Source organism: Desulfosporosinus hippei DSM 8344, assembly GCF_900100785.1.
GTDB lineage: Bacteria > Bacillota > Desulfitobacteriia > Desulfitobacteriales > Desulfitobacteriaceae > Desulfosporosinus > Desulfosporosinus hippei.
This window is the reverse complement of record NZ_FNCP01000018.1, coordinates 19,462-37,916: the sequence shown is the minus strand read 5'-3', so window position 1 is coordinate 37,916 and position 18,455 is coordinate 19,462. Positions and strand designations below refer to the sequence as shown.

Below are 18,455 nucleotides of genomic sequence, written 5' to 3'. Positions count from 1 at the left end.
TTATATGTCTGCAGTTTCAAAGCAAATTATTGATATGATTGATATGCTTCCTGAGTCTGAACAGGAGTTGGCATTCGAGATGATTAAAAGAATAGTCCTAGCATGGGACAGTGATTTCACAAAGCTGACGCCTCTGGAGAGAGAGAGATTAACCCAATCTGAAAAAGAAACCGCCAATGGAGACATCATTAATCATTCGGACATCGACTGGAATTAAACTTAAAGTAGTGATGTGCTTTACATTAGTACCAACTTTGCCCCACTTTCTATCAAAGAACGTGGGGCCTTTTATTAGACATTGTTCCCGAGTTGTTTGAACTTCATCAATTAGCGTTAGAATATTAGGGGCTTTACTTACAACTTACTTTATGATTGCTTCCAGTTTATACTACATCACCACGTTCCGGCGCGTATTGATTCACCATTTTTCTCCTCCCACCGGCTCTCCCCAATTGATTTCTTCCGGCTCATATTCATCAGGAATTTGGGCGAGTAACTCTTTTAAATCGTATTTTTTTGGTGTGACAATGATCTTTTCTCCATCCAGTTCCACATCAATTGGAGTCCCATCGCTAATTTCTATTGAATTAGCCATTGAAGCCGGAATCCGTATACCGATGCTGTTTCCCCATTTTCGGGCCTTCATAGTTCCACCCTCTTTCTCTTGACGGTATATACAAGGTATATACAAAATTAGGGAGTTTATCAAGTTAAATTAGATGGCACAGCAAAGTGTTCTAATTTCAACTAGTAGTTTTGATCGGCCAAGAACATAGAATTTAAAAAACTAATTGATCAATATTGAATCCTTAATACCTTGGATTTTTAGGGAATTACGGTTATATATGATATAATTTAAGTTCACAATATACTACAAGGAGGCCTCGCTGACACCATGAGTAATAATACTGCGGCGGATATACGCCGGCAGGTCGAACGCTTTTTACCTAAAGTATTAAAGCCTAGCCGATATATCGGATCAGAATGGAATGTCATGAAAAAAGATTGGGCTAAAACCGATGTTCAGATGGTTTTTGCCTTTCCGGATGTTTATGAGGTGGGAATGTCCCATTTGGGAACCAGAATCCTCTACCATCTGGTTAACTCCTTCCCTGAATTTCTTTGCGAAAGGGTTTTTACCCCTTGGGTGGATATGGAGAAGGAACTGAGGGACCGAGAAATTCCCCTTTATGCCTTGGAATCATTTAAGCCGATTAAAGAGTTTGATGTAGTGGGATTTACCCTCCAGTATGAAATGAGCTTCACCAACATTCTTAATATGCTGGATCTGGCGGGAATCCCCATGAGAACAGAGGAGCGGGGACCGGATGATCCTTGGGTCATTGCCGGAGGCCCCTGTGCCTATAATCCTGAACCTCTCGTCGGGTTTATTGACTTCTTTTTGATTGGAGAAAGTGAAGAACAACTGCCTGAAGTCCTGCGCTTAGTGGGTGAGCAGAAGAAAAACCCCGTTTCCCGCAAAGAGTTCTTACGGAAAGTTGCTCAGGTCCAAGGGGTCTATGTTCCGGAATTTTACCATATAACCTATAAAGAAGATGGTCGCATTGAAAAAATAGAAGCCGAAGAAGGATTCCCGGCTCTGGTGGAAAAGGCAATTGTGCCGGATTTGGATCAGGCTTATTTTCCTACCGATCCGGTGGTCCCCTATCTGGAAATTGTTCACGACCGAATGATGCTGGAGGTTATGCGGGGTTGCTCCAGAGGATGCCGGTTCTGCCAAGCGGGTATGATCTATAGGCCTGTTCGGGAACGTTCACCGGAGACTCTGCTCAGGCAGACTGAGGAGTTAGTCCGGGCCACGGGCTACGATCAGATCGCTCTCACCTCACTTTCCACCGGGGATTACTCCTGTATTCAGCCTGTCGTTCAAGGCATTTTAGAAAAGCACGGAGAAGAAGGGGTAGGGGTCTCTCTCCCTTCACTCAGAGTGGATTCCTTTGATGTTGATCTGGCTGAAACTGTCCAGAAAGCACGAAAATCCGGTATGACCTTTGCTCCGGAAGCAGGTTCACAACGCTTGCGGGATGTCATCAATAAAGGCGTCGAGGAGCAAAATCTCCTGGAAGCAGCAGAAGCCGCCTTTAAAAAAGGTTGGTCGACGATTAAGCTCTACTTTATGGTGGGATTGCCTACGGAAACCCAGGCAGACATTGATGGAATTGTGGATCTGGCTAAAAAAGTCGCTAATCTGGGGACCAAGCTGGGTCGGAGAAATATCACAGTGACGATCTCTACAAGCGTCTTTGTTCCCAAGAGTCATACTCCTTTTCAGTGGGAACCCCAAGAAGCAGGTTCTTCTGTAGAGTTAAAGCAGAGATACCTGAGAGAAAAGCTGAGAGATCGACGCTTGAAATATAACTATCACGATATGAGCACCAGTTATCTGGAAGCTGTCTTTGCCAAAGGAGACCGCAAATTAGCCCAACTCCTGGAATGGGCGGTGAAACATGGCTGTCGTTTCGATGGTTGGTCTGACCAATTTAAAGAGGATGTCTGGATGGAGGGCTTTAAAGAGTTAGGACTTGACCCCCATTTTTACGCCAATCGAGCGATGGATTATGATGACGTCTTACCCTGGGAGCATATAGGGAGCGGCGTGTCAAAACAGTTTTTAATTGAAGAACACCACCGGGCACTCCAAGAAGCTAAGACCATTGATTGCCGGCATAATGATTGTACCGGATGCGGAGTTTGTCCGAGCAGAGGAGTTCAGATTGAGTTGAAAGGGTGAGTGCCATGCGGCTAAGAATCGCCTATACGAAAATTGAGGATGCCAGATATATTGCCCACTTGGATTTGACAAGAGTCTTTGAGCGGGCCATCCGACGGTCTGGAATCCATATGAGTTATTCCGAAGGTTTTAATCCTCGTCCCAAGATCTCCTTTGGTTTTGCCTTAGCGGTAGGGACTGAAGGGGAGCGGGAGTATGTGGATGTAGAGCTCCGGGAAGACGTGGATTTAGGGGAAGTGTTAGCCCGGGTTCAGGAGCAATTACCCCCGGGTATACGGCTCCTCCAAGGGCGGGCCATGGATCCGGGAGCTAAGTCCTTAATGGCTGTGCTCAATGCTGCCAGTTATCGCATACGAGTCCCCATGGCTTTGCCGATTCAAGATGAACGCTTGCAGGAAGCGGTAGGAGCTTGGCTGGGACGGGAGCATGTAACCTTTTCACGTTACTCGAAAAAAGGGCCGACGGATAAGGATATTCGTCCTTGGGTCAAGCATTTGGAAGGAAAGATTCAAGGGGATGAGGTTCTCTTTGATCTGGAAGTCGAGATGGGGAACTCGGGAAGCGTCCGGCCGGAGGAAGTGCTGGCCAGTCTGAGGGAACTTGAGAATCTGCCCATTGAGTTGGATGAGCTGCAGGTTATTCGGACCGGGGTGCATGTGAGTTATGAGGGCGGGAAGAGTTCGCCGATCGAGATTGGTTAGGCTTAGTGGGCTTTGAGGGCCCTAGCTTTGGGGCGGGAGGGTCGCGACACCTTGTTCGGCCATGCGTTCGTCGTGCCAAACTTGGGCTTTAAATCTTGATGAGAGCAGGCAGGGTTCCCGGCCAAAGCGGCGTCCGTGCCGCATGGCCGGCGGGAAACGTCCTGTTTCCCGCCCTGCTTTATGAAAGAGGATTTAAAGCCGAGTTTGGCTACGACTCTCGCATAGGCCTCTCGTCGGTGTTCGTGCCCCTCCCTCTGAGGTCTCTTGGGTAGTGTGCGGGCGGGGCTCCGAAAGGGACTTGCGCCGCTGGCTAGGAGACGGGACGGGAGCTGGATACGGTCTCGGGCCGCTTGGTGGGACATGCTTCGTGCATGGCACCATCTGAATCGGTGCCGGAGGATAAGTAGTGCGCTGCAGGAGTGAAGGGACGGACGGGAGCAGGGATACGATCTTAGGTCGCTTGGTGGGACATGCTTCGTGCATGTGCACCATCTGAATCGGTGCCGCAGGATAAGCGGTGCGTTGCTGGCTTGTAGGGCTGGACGGGAGCAGGATACGATCTTAGGCCGCTTGGTGGGACATGCTGCGTGCATGTGCACCATCTGAATCGGTGCCGCAGGATAAGCGGTGGGCTGCCGGCTAGTAGGGTCGGACGGGAGCAGGATACGGTCTCGGGCCGCTTAGTGGGACATGCTGCGTGCATGGCACCATCTGAATCGGTGCCGGAGGATAAGCGGCGCAAGGAGCTTATAAGAAATACATAATTCATGACCCAGCCTAGAACGCAGCTTTACAAGAGCGATCCTCTTTGACGGAGTGGCTAGCCAAACTTGGCGAAAGGGGTGCTTGCATAAGCGGGGCAGTGTACAGGACGTACACTGCCGGCCATGCGGCAAGGACGCCGCTTTGGCCGGGAACCCCGCCTCTTCCATAAACCCCTTGAGCCTTAGTTTGGCCCACGACGTCATGAGGTGAGCGTTGTAATGCAAGTTCCCCAAAGTTTCCCCATAAGTTCGCTGAGGAGGTGTTAACAATAATGAAAAACCGAGCTGCGGAGCCCCGCCGGAAGGAAATCGTTCTGCAAAGCCAAAGTGCCGGATCCAGCTCCAATCAATTGCAAAAGATTCGCGCCGCTGTCTTTGAGCAGGGTGAGCTGATGGAAGTGTTTGAAGATGAGGGTGGTTCGACCCACATGGTCGGGAATATTTATCGGGGGAGAGTTGAGAATGTCCTTCCCGGTATGCAGGCCGCTTTTGTGGATATTGGCTTAGATAAGAATGCTTTTCTGTATGTGGGAGATGCCATTCCTCCTCGTTTCGATGAAGAGGAAAAAGCGTCGATTATTCAGGAGCGGATTGAGAATGTTCTTAAGCCTCGCCAGGAGCTTTTAGTTCAGGTAACGAAGGAACCCGTGGGGACTAAAGGGGCCCGAATTAGTGTTAACATCACCTTGCCGGGGAGATATGTGGTCCTTTTACCTCAGGTTAGTTATATTGGAGTGTCCCGGAAGATTCAGGATAATAATGAACGTACTCGCTTAAAAGACTTGGCCGCAGCAGCAAAGCCCGAAGGTATGGGAGTCATTGTCCGGACTCTGGCTGAAGGGATTGATGGTGACGAGATCAAGGATGACATTGCCCAGCTGGTTGCTTATTGGCAAGCTTTACTGCCCAAAATCCCCCATGTTTCAGTACCGGGGCTGGTGCATAAGGATGTCGATCTGATCTCTCGCTTGATCCGGGACTGGATTGATCAGGATGTTGAGAAAATCACTGTTGATCACGATGAAGTAGGGAAAATTTTGCGCAAAGCTTTGCGGGACATTGAACATCCTGCTGCCCAACAGGTTTTTGTAGTTCCGGTAAAAGACCTCTTTGCTAACTATGGGGTGGATGACGAGATCCGCAAAGCTCTGCGGTCTAAAGTCTGGCTGAAAAGCGGAGGGTATCTGGTCATTCAGCAAACAGAGGCCTTGATCGTCATCGATGTTAACACGGGAAAGTATGTGGGTCAGCGATCCTTAGAAGAAACTGTGGTTCACACGAACCTGGAGGCTGCTTGGGAAATTGCCCGTCAGCTGAGGCTGAGGAATTTAGGCGGGATTATTATTATCGACTTTATCGATATGACCACGGAAGAGGCTCGGAAAAGCGTGATTCAGGCCCTGGAAACGGCCTGTGCTCGGGATAAAACAAAATCTCAGGTTTTGGGGCTGACTCAACTTGGGCTGGTGGAAATGACGCGGAAGAAAGTTGGTCAGACCCTGGTGGTTCGCTATACTTCCCCCTGCCCCAACTGTGATGGGAGCGGCAGGGTGCGAGGAGAGTTATAGCCAATATTTTTGTTTAAATTTTTTCAATCCTTGTCTTGATTATTGTCGTATTCTGTAATAAGGTATTTTTGTGAGTCGTTTTACAGAAGGAGGCAGTCAGCACATGGGCTTACCTTGGCATAAGCTTAATCGCAAGAAGCAAAATATGTATATCATACTTATGGCTGTTGTATTAGCAGGAATTATTACCGGAATAGTCTTCCTGATCAATATGATCTAGGCAATATTCAATCCTATGAATTTAATAGAAACAACGGAGAAAGAACGATTGCTGTAAAATTGTTCTTTCTTTTTTTGTGGCCAAAAATTAGCTAAAAGTCAAAAATATAGAAATATCTAGATATTAATTGCAGGATTATCCATGGAAATAGCGAAGTAAATGAAATAACTTTTTACAGGTGAGGGACATTTTACCTTAATTGGTTTATTATCAATATATAAAACGGTTCCGCACCACTCATAGATCGTCGTCGTAAAAGTGTTAAGAACAGTAAGAGGAGGTAAAATCATGAAGAAAACAAAACAAAAAGTCTTGAATGGGTGCATGGCTGTGGCAGTTGCTTTGTCAGCAACCATAGCACCTGCTGTGGCAAATGCAGCAACACCCAGCGCAGTGACCAGAATTGGCGGGTATGACCAGTATGCAACTGCCGCACTGATGGCCCAAAAGGGTTGGACAGGAACCAGTGATAGTGTCGTTCTTTCAGCCGGAATGAGCTACTCCCTGGTGGATGCCCTCGCGGCAGGGCCTTTGGCGGCTAAATTGAAGGCTCCCATCCTGTTAACGGACAACGGACAAACCTTGAATGCTTCAGCAAAGGCTGAATTACTTCGTCTCAAACCTAAAAAAGTCTATATTACCAGTGGTACAGCGGTGATTAAACAATCCGTACTTAATGAAATCAGTGCCCTGGGCATAACTCCCGTTCAGCTCGGTGGCTATGATCAATATGAAACCTCAGTCAACATAGCTAAGGAAATGGCTAAGCAAGGAGTCAACGTATCTAAGGTGGTAGTTGCTGCCGGTTATCTAACTCCGGCGGATGCCTTATCCGTTGCTTCAATCGCCGCTGCCCAGGAAATGCCGATCTTAACCACGACCCAGGGACAGCTGCCCGCCTCGGTCAAGACCTATCTGGATAGCCTTGGCGACAAGGTTAAGGAATCCTACGTGGTGGGCGGAACAGCCGTAGTGTCAGATGCAGTCAAAGGGCAATTAAAAGGTAATGTTAAAAGATATTCCGGTCTTTCCAAGTATGACACCAACGTCCAGATCCTCAAGGGCTTTACCAAGTCCTACAAAAACCACAAGGTCTATGTAGCTAATGGGGAAACCTTAGTTGACGCCTTAGCCGTTGTGCCGCTGGCTGCTTCGACGGGATCACCGGTTGTCTTGGTTAATCAACAACTGGACAATTCTACCAAGGAATTTGTTAAGCTGAACCTCTCGACAGATGATATGGTTGCCGTAGGGGGAGAGGCTGTAGTACCTACTGCAGGAATGAATGCTCTGACTTCTGCTGTTTCATATTCTACGGATAAAGAAACCGTCGGTTCAAAAGATGCTGCTGCCCCGGTAGAATTAGCGGATAACGTTATGCTCGTAGGTGATAACATCACTTTACAAAATGCCAAGGCCAATTACAGCGTATATGTTAAGGGCGATAATATTACCCTCAAGAACCTCACCGTCAAAGGAACCATCTTCGTGGATCCGGGTGAGAAAGGAACCTCAACGATTGACGGCGTAACTGCTGCTAACATTGTTGTCCTCTCCGGAGCGTCAGACAGTATTCATATCAAGAATACTAACGCCGGGGTTCTTACCGTTGACAGCGACAGTGATGTGCGGGTTGAGGCCTCAGGGACTACAAACATTGGGGATACAGTAGTTCGCAGCTTCGCCATCCTTGATGCTAATGGCGCTAAGATGGGGGTAGTTACAATTACAAGTACCCCTGGGCAAGATCCAGTTGTTGAGTTAAGAGGAACTTTCACTGAGCCGGTGGTAGTAGAGAGTCAGGTTACCTTAAAGGCCGCAGCAGGCGCGGTTGTTCCAAACGTTGTTGTGAACACAGAAACCCCGGAACAAAAGGTTACTTTAGAAGGAAGCTTTAAAGAAGTTGAAGTACAATCGCAAGGGAAACTGGCCTTGGCAGAAAAAACTGTTGTTGAGTCAATGAAAACTGATGTGAAAACTGACATCACTATTCCAAAGGGTTCGAGCATTGGCAGCTTAGACTCTGGTTCGACGGGGACAGTGGTCAGCGGCGGCGGAAAAGTTAACGGCGAGAATACGACCTCCACTCCCAGTGCACCTCCCGGAACTCCTTCCACTGGTGGAAGCGGCGGTGGTGGCGGGAATAATGGTGGAACTACCACTGCAACAAAGATTTCTGATTTTGCTATCAAGAACGGCTCAGCCAATGTAATACCGGTTGTTACGGTAAATGGAACAAGTAAAACGGCAGATTTGACTGGCATTACTAATCCTGATCAAAGGATTACAGGTATTCAAATCAATTCCGATCCTGCGGGGAGTACATTACAACTAAATAGCCTTGTTTCCCCTTTCTTAGGTACAGTTAGCTTTTCAAACAAAACCTTCTCTTTAAGCAGTCCAATAACTATGTCTAACCTTCTCGGTGGTACGATTAGTGGTGGAGATGTCAGCATAGGTTCATTACGTTCATTGTTTGGTTCTTACGTAACTCTTAATGGCACTCTCTCCAAATCTGACTATAGCTCTAGTAGTGTCAGTTTGAGACTTGACTTGGGAACCTCTACAGGAAACTTAAATAATGAATGGGCAACAATGTCAATTAATAACACTACCCACACCATTACTGCCGATATTAAAGCCGGAGAAGAGACTACTCTATTAAGCACCATGGGAATCAAAAACCTGCTTACCTCTTCCATTGGGGTTCTCCCAACTTTTGTGAAAGCTGGGAGTAGCACTTGGATAAGTCCCAGTAACGAAGCTGGGAGAGAAAGCATTAGAACCGCAATAGGGGCTATGTTAGGTAAGTCATGGGGAGAAGCAAAGCTAAGCAATCTTAGGGGAAAAGAAATTGAATTTAAAGATCAAAACTCCGTTGAATGGACAATAGTTTTTAGATAAGCTTAGACGTAAAATCTCAACGTTTACTTTTGCCTAGGAAATATAAGGAGCCGACTGCTATAGCAGACGGCTCCTTACTCACTATCGTATAAACCTTAATTGGCTTAGTAATGTTCGGACTATACCCTTATTTCTTCGAGGGGTTAATTCTTACCCGCCAAAACCCTCTCCAACCCCTTCAACACCCCATCCGCAAAAATCCTATACCCCTTATCATTGGGATTTACCCCATCTGCCAATAACTCAGCCAGAGGAGCCGGATCCTGGATAAAGCCAGACCATTGGTCGATTACCGGAAGCCGGTGCTTTTTCCCCAGATCAATCAGAACCTGGCGAAAGGGGAAGGACTTATTATTGTTCTCAATGTTTTTTACAGGCGGTTCGATGACTATGAAGATGTCAGCCTTAGGATTTAGGGCTTTAAGTTCGCTGAGCAGCTCCTCGTACTTTTGCTTGAAATCTTTTGTAGTCAGCAGAGTCCAGTCATTTCTGCCAAAGCAGAGAATAATCAGATCTGTATCCGGGGTCACTTCAGGAACATAAGTCAACACATCATTGACTGTGGCTTGATCAGTGGTTTTAAAAACCCACTGAAAATTTCCCGGGTATTTAGCTTGAAGCTCCTTGGTAACTAAAGCGTGCCAGCCCAGTTCATCCTTATTGGAAGCGCCTTGACTTGCAGCCACAGCATCTCCGAAGACAAGGGCTTTGACGGTGGTCAGCTCAGTGATTTGAGCTAACCCTTGTTGGGTAACCTTGTTTACCTCGGCAACCGGATCGGGAGCAGGCTTCTCAGAGGCAGAGGCAGAGGCAGAGGCAGAGGCAGAGGCAGAAGCAGAGGTAGAGGCAGAAGCAGAGGTAGAGGCAGAAGCAGAGGTAGAGGCTGAGGCAGAGTCTGAAGGCGTTGCCGCATCTGTATCCTCATCTGCATCTGCATCCGTATTTGGATCTGCTTGGTCAGCTGCCGTCACCGGAGGAGGCTGTTTGAAGGCAGCGGCAGGTGCGTCTCTCTGATTCAGGGCCCAGAATAAAGCGATAATCAAGGATGCTATGATCAGGGCAGCTAAGATGATGTATAATTCCAGTTTAGCAATTCGTAACATTGAAACCCTTTCCCCCTAAAAATATACTGGCTCTTTTCCCATAGACTTAACAAACTTCGACATTCAACTAGGGATTCTCCTCCCTGTAATAGCAAATTTATAAATTTATTTCCAAAATTATTAAAGGATTACCAAGGATTTAAATTTAGTTGAAGGAAAAATGGAAATTATCTAGAATAATATAACGTCAACTAGTTAACTGTGCTAATTTGGAGGTAGAAATGGACGAGGAAATAGAATTACGGCAGTATTGGGAAATGCTCCAGAAACGTTGGATCATCGTAGTGGTTCTGCCGCTTATCGCAGCTCTCACCAGCGGAATCATCAGTCATTTTGTCATAAAGCCAGTGTATCAAGCTTCCACTACCTTAATTGTTGGCAAGAAAGCTTCCGAAGAGGGTCAAGCAGCTGTACAGATGCTGGATAATAGTGTCCTCCTGGCTAATCAGCAGCTGGCTAAGACTTATGCAGCCATTGCCCAGAGCCGCACTGTTGAACAAAGTGTGATCGATGACTTAGATTTGGAAATGACTGTTGCTGAGCTGAATGAACTGATCACCATCAACCCGGTGAAGACAACAGAAATCCTGGAAATCCAAGTTACGAATACTGATCCTGATCTGGCTACTGCCATTGCCAATTCAATGGCTTCAGAGTTCTCCAAAGCAGTCATTGAAATAAAAAAAGTAGACAGTGTCAGTATTGTCGATACGGCGGTGGTTCCGGATAAGCCGGTTAAGCCTAATAAAGAGTTAAACATCTTAATTGCCTTTGTGGTAGGCTTGATGGCTTCTATGGGACTGGTCTTTTTACTGGAGTACTTGGATAACACAATAAAGACCTCAGGAGATGTGGAGAATGTCTTAGGAATTCCGGTTTTAGGAGTTATTCCAAACTACGAGGCAGGAAAACAAGGATAAGAGGAGAAGTTTATTTTGGCTTTTTCATTAATAACGCACGAACAAACGAAATCCCCCATCTCAGAAGCCTACCGGACGCTCCGGACGAATGTACAATTCACCAGTGTGGATACAAAGACCAAAAAAATCATGATTACAAGTTCGGGCCCCCGGGAAGGGAAATCCACCACCGTTGCCAATCTGGCAGTAAGTATAGCTCAGTCAGGAAAATCCGTCTTGGTGATAGACGCTGATTTGCGTAATCCCACCCAACATAAATTATTTGAACTGGGAAATCTTGAGGGCCTTTCAACCTTTCTGGTTCAGGATGATCAGGAGAAAGACTTTATCAAGGAAACCCCTGTACCCGGAGTCAAAGTCCTCACCGGAGGCCCCATTCCCCCGAATCCGGCTGAGCTCGTAGGCTCCCAGCGGATGAGGCGTTTGATCGAGGAAGTCAGCGAACAATTTGATGTAGTGCTCATCGATACCCCGCCCATCATTGCCGTGACGGATGCTGCCGTTCTGGCTCAAGAAGTCGATGGAGTTATTTTGGTGTTAGCTTCCGGGGAAGTCAACAAAGAATACGCTCAACGGGCCAAGGATCAACTAGATAAGGTAGGGGCTAAGATCCTTGGGGCAGTTATCAATAAAGCAGACCTGAAAACCAGCGAATACTACTACTACTATTACTATCATGGCTCAGACGATCCCAAGAAAAAGAAAAAGAAGTCCTAAGAATCTCTAAGACCAGTTTAATTAAAGCAATTAAAGCTGAGAAACAACTTCTCTCCCTAAGGAGGAAGTTGTTTTTTTACTTTTAATCAATATTATGGAAAAGGTCACCCCCTGGGTGATTAAAATTATTGCAATATAATCTATAATTTGATTAATGGACTAAATAAATGAGGAGGATCTAGGTAAGAAAGAAGCAGGAAAATTACTACAAAAGTAGAATTATTTCCAATAGTTAATTTCCTGGATTGAACATAATTAGGAAGAGATAGGCAAAATGGTGTAATTTGAGTCATTTAACTTCTGGGAAGGGAGGAGAGTATGAGCGACGCAACAGATTTGCAAGTTATTCCGGCAGATAAAAGAGGAGAGTCTTCTTCGGAATTATACGAAGAGCTTCAGGAACTGCTCAAGACTTCCTTAGATCTTCGGAGTGCTTTAACCATCGGACTTAAGACGGTTGAAGCCGTAGCTCTTCTCCATGACCGGAAAATTGTCTGCAAGAATATCCACCCGGGTAATATTTTGGTTAGTTCCGACAGAGAAAGCGTTAAGCTGAAGGACATGAGTCTGCCGGGTTTACCTCCTTCCCACCTCCATTATATATCCCCTGAACAGACGGGCAGAATCAATCAACAGGTGGATTCCCGGACAGATCTCTATTCCTTGGGAGCAGTGCTCTATCACCTGTTCAGCGGCCAGCCCCCCTTTAAGGGAGCAGACCCTCTGGAATTGGTTTACGCTCATTTGGCCAGGGAAGTCCGCCCCCTAAATCAGCTGACCCCGGAAATCCCCTCAGTCCTATCCCACATCCTCCGCAAACTCCTGCAGAAGAAGCTGGAGGATCGCTACCAAACTGCCTACGCCCTCCAGCATGACCTGGAAAAATGTCTGGCAGTTCTGGAGGTGAAAGAGCAGGGAGCAGCCGAGGTGATTGAACCCTTCGAAATCGCCCTCCTGGATAAGCCCAGAGGTCTGGCCATACCCAATCAGCTGTTTGGCCGGGAGAAAGAGCTGGAAACTCTTAAGCAGGTTTATCAACGAGTGCTCAAAGGCCAACAGGAACTCATCTTCGTCTCAGGTTATTCCGGAGTGGGAAAAACCTCTCTCGTCAAAGGATTCCTAGACTATGTAGGGGAAGGGGGCGGGATCTTTTTAGCGGGTAAATTTGATCAGTATAAAAGCAATGTACCCTACACAGGATTTATTCAGGCTTTTCAGCCGCATTTGAGAAGAATATTATCGGAAAATCAAACAACCCTCTCTGCCTGGCAAGAGAAGTTAGTCAGTGCTCTCTCCCCGAATGCCCAGCTCATCGTGGATATCATCCCGGAGCTTAGCCTGATCATCGGCCCCCAGCCGCCTGCCGCCCGGCTGGCTCCCCCGGAGGCTCAGAACAGACTCAACGATGTCTTCTTAAAGTTCATTCAACTCTTCGCCACCCCGGAAAGCCCCCTTGTCCTTTTTCTCGACGATTTACAATGGACTGACCCATCCAGCCTTCGGCTTATCGAACAACTCATAGTAGACCGGTTCGGATCAATCCTGATCATTGGCGCTTATCGAGATCAGGAGATTGCTGCCCTTCACCCCCTGAACTTGCTCTTCCGCCAACTGGAAAAACAAGGGTTAGAGGCTGAGGCCATAAACCTGCAGCCCCTGTCTCTGGATCATGTCAATGCTTTGCTGGCGGTCTCCTTGAGCCGTCCCCTCCAAGAGACCTTAGCCATCGCTGAAGTTTGTCACGAAAAGACTAAGGGGAATCCCTTCTTTGTGATTCAGTTTTTATACATGCTGAAAGAGGAAGGGCTTTTGAGTCTGGAGGCCCGGCAGTCTGCTTGGAACTGGAATCTGCCGGCCATCTTAGGCTGCAAGGTCACGGACAATGTGGTGGACTTGATGATTTCAAAAATCAGCAAGCTCTCTCCTGCCATGGTAGACCTCCTGAAACTGGCCGCTTGTATCGGCAGTAGCTTTGATCTGCATACCCTGGAGATCGTCACAGGGGAGCCCGGTGAAGATCTTAAGGATATTTTGCAGGCAGCAGTGGAGTCCGGACTGATTCAAGGGGCAGAGAACCAATACAGCTTTTTGCATGACCGAGTACAGCAGGCGGCCTATTCCCTCCTGGCCGAGGAAACAAAAGCCGCCACCCATGGCAAAATCGGCAAGCTCCTCTATATAAAGCTGACGGGACAGGAGTTGGAAAACCGTCTCTTTGAACTCGTCGATCACCTTAACCTGGCGGTAGATTTAGGCCCAGACCCCGCTGAGAGATCCTTTCTGGCCAATCTGAATTTTCGCGCCGGCCTGAAGGCCAAGGCCTCCTCCGCTTATGAACCTGCCCTGGATTATTTCAACCTGGCCAAACAGCTCACTGGCGCAGAAGCTTGGAGGACGGAATATCCCTTTATGCTGGAACTCCATATTCAGCTGGCAGAAATGGCCTATGTTTGCACTCGGTTTGAACGGGTTGGAGAGGTGGCGGCAGAAACCATGGTGCACTGCCAAGACATTTTGGCTCAGGCCAGAATCTCAGAAATTATGATTGCAACCTATACCGCTGAGAATGAATTTGAAAAAGCTATGGAAATCGCAGAAAACACTCTGAAGTTATTAGGGGTTCCCTTTCCCAGGAGGCCCCATCCGGGACACATTATTCTAGAGTATTTAAGAACCACCTGGGCCTTAAGAGGGAAGCAAAGGGCAGACTTGTTAAGTCTGCCCCTAATGACAGACGAAAAATATAAAACCGCTATGCGAATCTTCAACACCGCGGGGATTTGCAGTTATTCCGCCTCCTATTACGCCACAATCCTGATGGTCTTAAAGGCCCTGCGCCTTTCCCTGAACCATGGGATCGCCGAAGAAACCATCGTCGCTTATTCTGCCTACGGCTATATCATTAACATGCTCTTTAAAAAAGCCGATAAAGGCTATGAATTCGGAGAACTGGCCCTCCGCCTCCAGGATAAGCTGGGAGTATATCGCTTTGACAGCAAGATTCGGATGATCTTCAACATGGTGATTCGGCATTGCAAAGACCCTCTCCGGGACACCTTGGAGGACTTTCCCCAGACCTATCTGAGTGGATTTGTCTCCGGAGACTTACTCTCCGCCGGACACTCCATCATGCAGTACTTTGTCTGTTCCTATTTTTCCGGACGTCAGCTCTCCCTCATCGAAGCAGAAATGCAGGCCCATCGCCAGGCCATGATCAAGACCGGACATGAAACCTCCCAGCGCCTCTGTCAGATTTATCGCCAGACTGCCTTAAATTTTGCCGGATTATCCCCGGATCCCTGTGCCCTGGTCGGAGAGGATTTTGATGAACGCAGTTTGCTGCCCATCTATACCCAGTCTAATGATCGGACCATTGTCTTCAATATCTACTTTCACCGGCTGATTCAGTACTTCTATTTCCGGCAGCCTGAGAAAGCCCTGGAAAGTCTTCCCTTCCTCGACGAATACCTGGATGGAGTTCTGGGAACCTTCTGCTTGCCCTTGCTGCATTTTTACGGGGCCTTGGTCGCTGTGGCCAACTATGAAAGACTAAGCTTTTCTAAGCGGCTTCTGAGCATGAGAAGGATCAAAAAAAGTATTAAAGCCTTAGAAAAGCTATCCCGGTCAGCACCGGAGAATATTCTGCATAAGCTGTATTTAGTGAAAGCCGAGTTTGCCCGGCTGAACAAAGAGGAACTGAAGGCTGCCGATTGGTACGATTTAGCCATCCGGCATGCCGAAACCCAGCAATTTATCCAGGAAGAAGCCTTAGCTAATGAATTAGCAGGTGAATACTATCTCTCCGGCGGCAGACAGGTCTTGGCCAAGTTCTATCTCCACCATGCCATGAGCTGCTATCGGGAATGGGGAGCAAAGGCTAAAGTAGCAGACCTGCAAAACCGTTATCCCATGCTCCTCCTTCAGAATCCTCTCGCCATCACGGGCACCGCTGAGATCCCTGATATTGATCTGGCTGCGATTCTGAAGATTGGTCAGGCCATTTCCGGCGAAATCGTCCTGGAGGACTTACTCAAGCTGCTCATTCGAATCATGCTCCAGAATTCCGGGGCCAGAAGGGTGGTATTCATCCAGAATTATAACAACAAGTTGACCATTGAGGCGGAAGGGAAAGCCGATGATAACTCCATCCGCCTCCTGGAGTCCCTGGATCTCCACCCCCAAAGCACAGATCTGCCTATTAAGCTCATAACCTATGTGGCCAGAACGGGAGAAACAGTGACCTTAGACGGTGACCAGCAAACAGCCTCTGTCCTCTGTCTGCCAGTGATCATTAAAAGAAAGATGATTGGCCTCTTTTATCTGGAAAACGACCTGGCCCCCGGGATTTTCACCAGCGAACGTCAGCAGGTGTTACAGGTATTATCCTCTCAGATCGCTGTTGCTTTGGAAAATGCCAAACAGTATCAAAACCTGGAGAAGGTTATTGCCGATCATACCCGAGCCCTACAGGAAAAAAACCTGGCCCTTGAGGAGAGCAACCGCAAGCTCGCCGAGGCCAACGAGAATAAGACCCGCTTCGTGGCCAATATCAGCCATGAAATCAGAACCCCCCTCCAAGGGATCATGGGAATGACCAGCCTCTTGAAAAAAGAGGGCCAATACGAAGAGGACTATGTAGACTTAATCCAATCCTCGGCAGCATCTTTACAGGGAATCATCAGTGACATCTTGGATATTTCCAGGATTGAGTCTAACCGAATTGTGATCGAAGAGAGAGCCTTTTCCCTGAAGGACTTACTCAGACCTATTCTGGAAACCTATAAGGCCCAGGCGGAAGAAAAAGGGATCAGCATTCTTACGGAGCTAAGCTCTGACCTCCCGGATTATCTGAGGGGAGATCCTTTGCGAATCAGTCAGATCCTTAATAACCTTTTAAACAATGCCCTTAAGTTCACCCATCGAGGGTCTGTGGAGCTTAAGATTAAATCCTCGGCTCTAGCCGAAACCAGGCTGGAAATTCAATTCCTCGTTCAGGACACGGGCATCGGTATTTCTGCAACAAAGCTCCAGACCATCTTCCAAAGCTTTTCCCAAGCCGACAGCAGCATCACGAAAAAATACGGCGGTACGGGACTGGGTCTGACCATTGTCAAGCACCTGGCAGAGTTAATGCACGGGCGAATTGAAGTGGAAAGTCAGGAAGGGGCCGGCAGTACCTTCTCTCTCTTCTTGCCCTTAGGCATAGCCGACCCCCGGGAGATAGCCCTAGACGAGGCAGCGGTTAGTTCGGAAAATCAAGAGCGTGAAGATCTGCAGAGCTTAAGAGTCATAGCTGCCGAAGATAATCTGGCCAATCAGATCTATATCAAGCACATCCTGACCTATCATAATTGTGCTGTGACCATCGTTAATAATGGCTTGGAATTGCTGCAAGCCCTGAAATTTCAGGACTATGACTGTGTTTTGCTGGACAAGAATATGCCCATTATGGACGGCTTAGAGACGACGAAAATTATCCGCGACCTGGAAGGACATACAGGGAAGCATATCCCTATCATTGCCTTGACAGCCTCGGCCATTCTGGGGGATCGAGACAAACTTCTCCGGCAAGGGATGGATTTCTATTTGGCAAAACCTATCCAAGAAGAAAAACTGCTGTTGATCCTAAAGCAGATTCGCCAGTCTGCAGGCTTGGAAAATCAAATATCCGACGGAGAACCCAGTCATAGGTGCGGGGAAGAGTGCCGGCAACCGGCAGACATCCCGGAGGCAGGGAAATTGATCAATCAGGAGATATTCCGCCAGGAAGCCAGACTTTTTGGCCGGGAAGTTATGCTTTTAAGTATTGAGAACTTCTTGGAAAATTACCAGACTTGGCTGGAGATCATCAAGACAGATCTGGAGGCCTATGACTTGGAGAAATTAGAAAAAAGCGCCCATCGACTGGCCAGCGCTTTATCCTGTCTGTATGCTATGAAGGTTTTTAAGGCTGCCGGTGAACTGGAGCGGGCAGCCCAGGCTGGGGAGTGGCCCAAATCCCAAAAGCTCTACCGGGCACTCAGGGAATTAATGCCCCCTTTAGTGGAGGAACTTCAGGAGGTTAAAGAGACATTGGCAGACGATAGCCCACATTCCGGACAGTCTCGATGAGCAGGGGACTCTGGCCAATCTCCTCTAGCTTTTTGCGAATTCTGCGGATATGGACATCCACTGTGCGAGTTTCCCAGAAGCCTTCTTCCGACCAGACGGCATCCAGAATTTCAGCTCGGGTGAAGACTCGGCCCGGTCTTTTGGCTAAAAGGCATAAGAGCTCAAACTCTTTGAAGGAGAGCTCTATCTCTTGATCGTTGACAGTGACCTTTCGACTGGACAGATCCATGACCAGACCCCGGAAGACTACCTTCGAGGAGGATGTCCGGTTAGAATCCGCTCTGCGCAGAACTGCCTTGATGCGAGCAATAAGCTCATGGAAGCGGATGGGCTTGGAGATGTAATCATCAGCTCCCAATTCCAAACCGATTACGTGATCAATTTCACTATCCCTGCTGGTCAGCATGAGCACCGGGACAAAGCCATAGGTGGGATTATGTCTGATCTCCTTAAGAATTTTCAGTCCGTCCATCCCGGGTAGAACCACATCTAAGAGAACCAGATTAATGTCCAGAGCATCCAGAATCCTCAGGGCATCCTCGCCGGACTCCGCCTTAAAAGTATGATACCCGTTTTTGCTCAGGGCGGACTCCAGCATTCTTAAAACAATGGGATCATCATCAACGATTAAGATGTTGTTGCTTGCCATAGTACTCCCTCTTCTGCTTCATTAATATGTGTAAATTAGATAATTT

The 18,455-nt window shown here is 47.7% G+C and carries 12 protein-coding genes; 9 read left to right on the top strand and 3 right to left on the bottom strand.

Annotation, left to right across the window (positions count from 1 at the left end):
• Positions 1-4 precede the first annotated feature (4 nt).
• Positions 5-217 carry a hypothetical protein gene (locus BLS16_RS15015; RefSeq protein ID WP_092334506.1) on the top strand — a complete coding sequence of 71 codons (213 nt, stop codon included), beginning with the start codon at positions 5-7 and terminating at the stop codon, positions 215-217.
• A gap of 201 nt (positions 218-418) precedes the next feature.
• On the opposite strand, the gene BLS16_RS15010 is transcribed toward BLS16_RS15015, so the two are convergent.
• Positions 419-646, bottom strand: a complete 228-nt coding sequence (locus tag BLS16_RS15010; RefSeq protein ID WP_092334505.1) for an AbrB/MazE/SpoVT family DNA-binding domain-containing protein — start codon at positions 644-646, stop codon at positions 419-421.
• Positions 647-895: 249 nt separating this feature from the next.
• On the opposite strand from BLS16_RS15010, the gene BLS16_RS15005 reads away from it, so the two are divergent.
• The 5 genes from BLS16_RS15005 (at position 896) to BLS16_RS14990 (ending at position 8,909) form a co-directional block, all read left to right on the top strand.
• Positions 896-2,752, top strand: coding sequence for a TIGR03960 family B12-binding radical SAM protein (locus tag BLS16_RS15005; RefSeq protein ID WP_092334504.1), 1,857 nt, complete (start codon positions 896-898; stop codon positions 2,750-2,752).
• Positions 2,749-3,453 (top strand): TIGR03936 family radical SAM-associated protein, encoded by a 705-nt coding sequence (locus tag BLS16_RS15000; protein ID WP_092334503.1) that lies wholly within the window; start codon positions 2,749-2,751, stop codon positions 3,451-3,453. The genes BLS16_RS15005 and BLS16_RS15000 overlap by 4 nt, the downstream gene beginning before the upstream one ends.
• A 593-nt stretch (positions 3,454-4,046) precedes the next feature.
• On the top strand, positions 4,047-4,217 hold the full coding sequence (locus BLS16_RS23695; protein ID WP_176786185.1) for a hypothetical protein: 171 nt from the start codon (positions 4,047-4,049) through the stop codon (positions 4,215-4,217).
• A 272-nt stretch (positions 4,218-4,489) separates the two neighbouring features.
• Positions 4,490-5,785 (top strand): Rne/Rng family ribonuclease, encoded by a 1,296-nt coding sequence (locus tag BLS16_RS14995; RefSeq protein ID WP_176786183.1) that lies wholly within the window; start codon positions 4,490-4,492, stop codon positions 5,783-5,785.
• Between the two features lie 508 nt (positions 5,786-6,293).
• A complete protein-coding gene (locus BLS16_RS14990; protein ID WP_092334502.1) occupies positions 6,294-8,909 on the top strand; it encodes a cell wall-binding repeat-containing protein in 2,616 nt (871 codons plus the stop codon).
• Positions 8,910-9,052: 143 nt separating this feature from the next.
• On the opposite strand, the gene BLS16_RS14985 is transcribed toward BLS16_RS14990, so the two are convergent.
• Positions 9,053-10,012 (bottom strand): SGNH/GDSL hydrolase family protein, encoded by a 960-nt coding sequence (locus BLS16_RS14985; protein ID WP_092334501.1) that lies wholly within the window; start codon positions 10,010-10,012, stop codon positions 9,053-9,055.
• Between the two features lie 221 nt (positions 10,013-10,233).
• Here BLS16_RS14985 and BLS16_RS14980 point away from each other — a divergent pair, with 221 nt between their 5' ends.
• The 3 genes from BLS16_RS14980 to BLS16_RS14970 all read left to right on the top strand — a co-directional run bounded on the left by BLS16_RS14980 (position 10,234) and on the right by BLS16_RS14970 (position 17,760).
• Complete coding sequence (locus BLS16_RS14980; protein ID WP_092334500.1) at positions 10,234-10,932, top strand: YveK family protein; 699 nt, start codon at positions 10,234-10,236, stop codon at positions 10,930-10,932.
• 15 nt (positions 10,933-10,947) lie between these two features.
• A complete protein-coding gene (locus BLS16_RS14975) occupies positions 10,948-11,649 on the top strand; it encodes a CpsD/CapB family tyrosine-protein kinase (RefSeq protein WP_092334499.1) in 702 nt (233 codons plus the stop codon).
• A 318-nt stretch (positions 11,650-11,967) separates the two neighbouring features.
• A complete protein-coding gene (locus BLS16_RS14970; RefSeq protein ID WP_092334498.1) occupies positions 11,968-17,760 on the top strand; it encodes an AAA family ATPase in 5,793 nt (1,930 codons plus the stop codon).
• Here BLS16_RS14970 and BLS16_RS14965 read toward each other — a convergent pair.
• Complete coding sequence (locus BLS16_RS14965) at positions 17,711-18,409, bottom strand: response regulator transcription factor (protein WP_092334497.1); 699 nt, start codon at positions 18,407-18,409, stop codon at positions 17,711-17,713. The two genes, BLS16_RS14970 and BLS16_RS14965, sit on opposite strands and share 50 nt — an antisense overlap.
• Positions 18,410-18,455 lie beyond the last annotated feature (46 nt).

Coding starts and splice junctions, on each gene's coding strand:
- BLS16_RS15010 (WP_092334505.1), bottom strand. CDS start 646: ATGAAGGCCCGAAAATGGGGAAACAGCATCGGTATACGGATTCCGGCT.
- BLS16_RS15015 (WP_092334506.1), top strand. CDS start 5: ATGTCTGCAGTTTCAAAGCAAATTATTGATATGATTGATATGCTTCCT.
- BLS16_RS14990 (WP_092334502.1), top strand. CDS start 6,294: ATGAAGAAAACAAAACAAAAAGTCTTGAATGGGTGCATGGCTGTGGCA.
- BLS16_RS14980 (WP_092334500.1), top strand. CDS start 10,234: ATGGACGAGGAAATAGAATTACGGCAGTATTGGGAAATGCTCCAGAAA.
- BLS16_RS14985 (WP_092334501.1), bottom strand. CDS start 10,012: ATGTTACGAATTGCTAAACTGGAATTATACATCATCTTAGCTGCCCTG.
- BLS16_RS14970 (WP_092334498.1), top strand. CDS start 11,968: ATGAGCGACGCAACAGATTTGCAAGTTATTCCGGCAGATAAAAGAGGA.
- BLS16_RS14995 (WP_176786183.1), top strand. CDS start 4,490: ATGAAAAACCGAGCTGCGGAGCCCCGCCGGAAGGAAATCGTTCTGCAA.
- BLS16_RS15005 (WP_092334504.1), top strand. CDS start 896: ATGAGTAATAATACTGCGGCGGATATACGCCGGCAGGTCGAACGCTTT.
- BLS16_RS14965 (WP_092334497.1), bottom strand. CDS start 18,409: ATGGCAAGCAACAACATCTTAATCGTTGATGATGATCCCATTGTTTTA.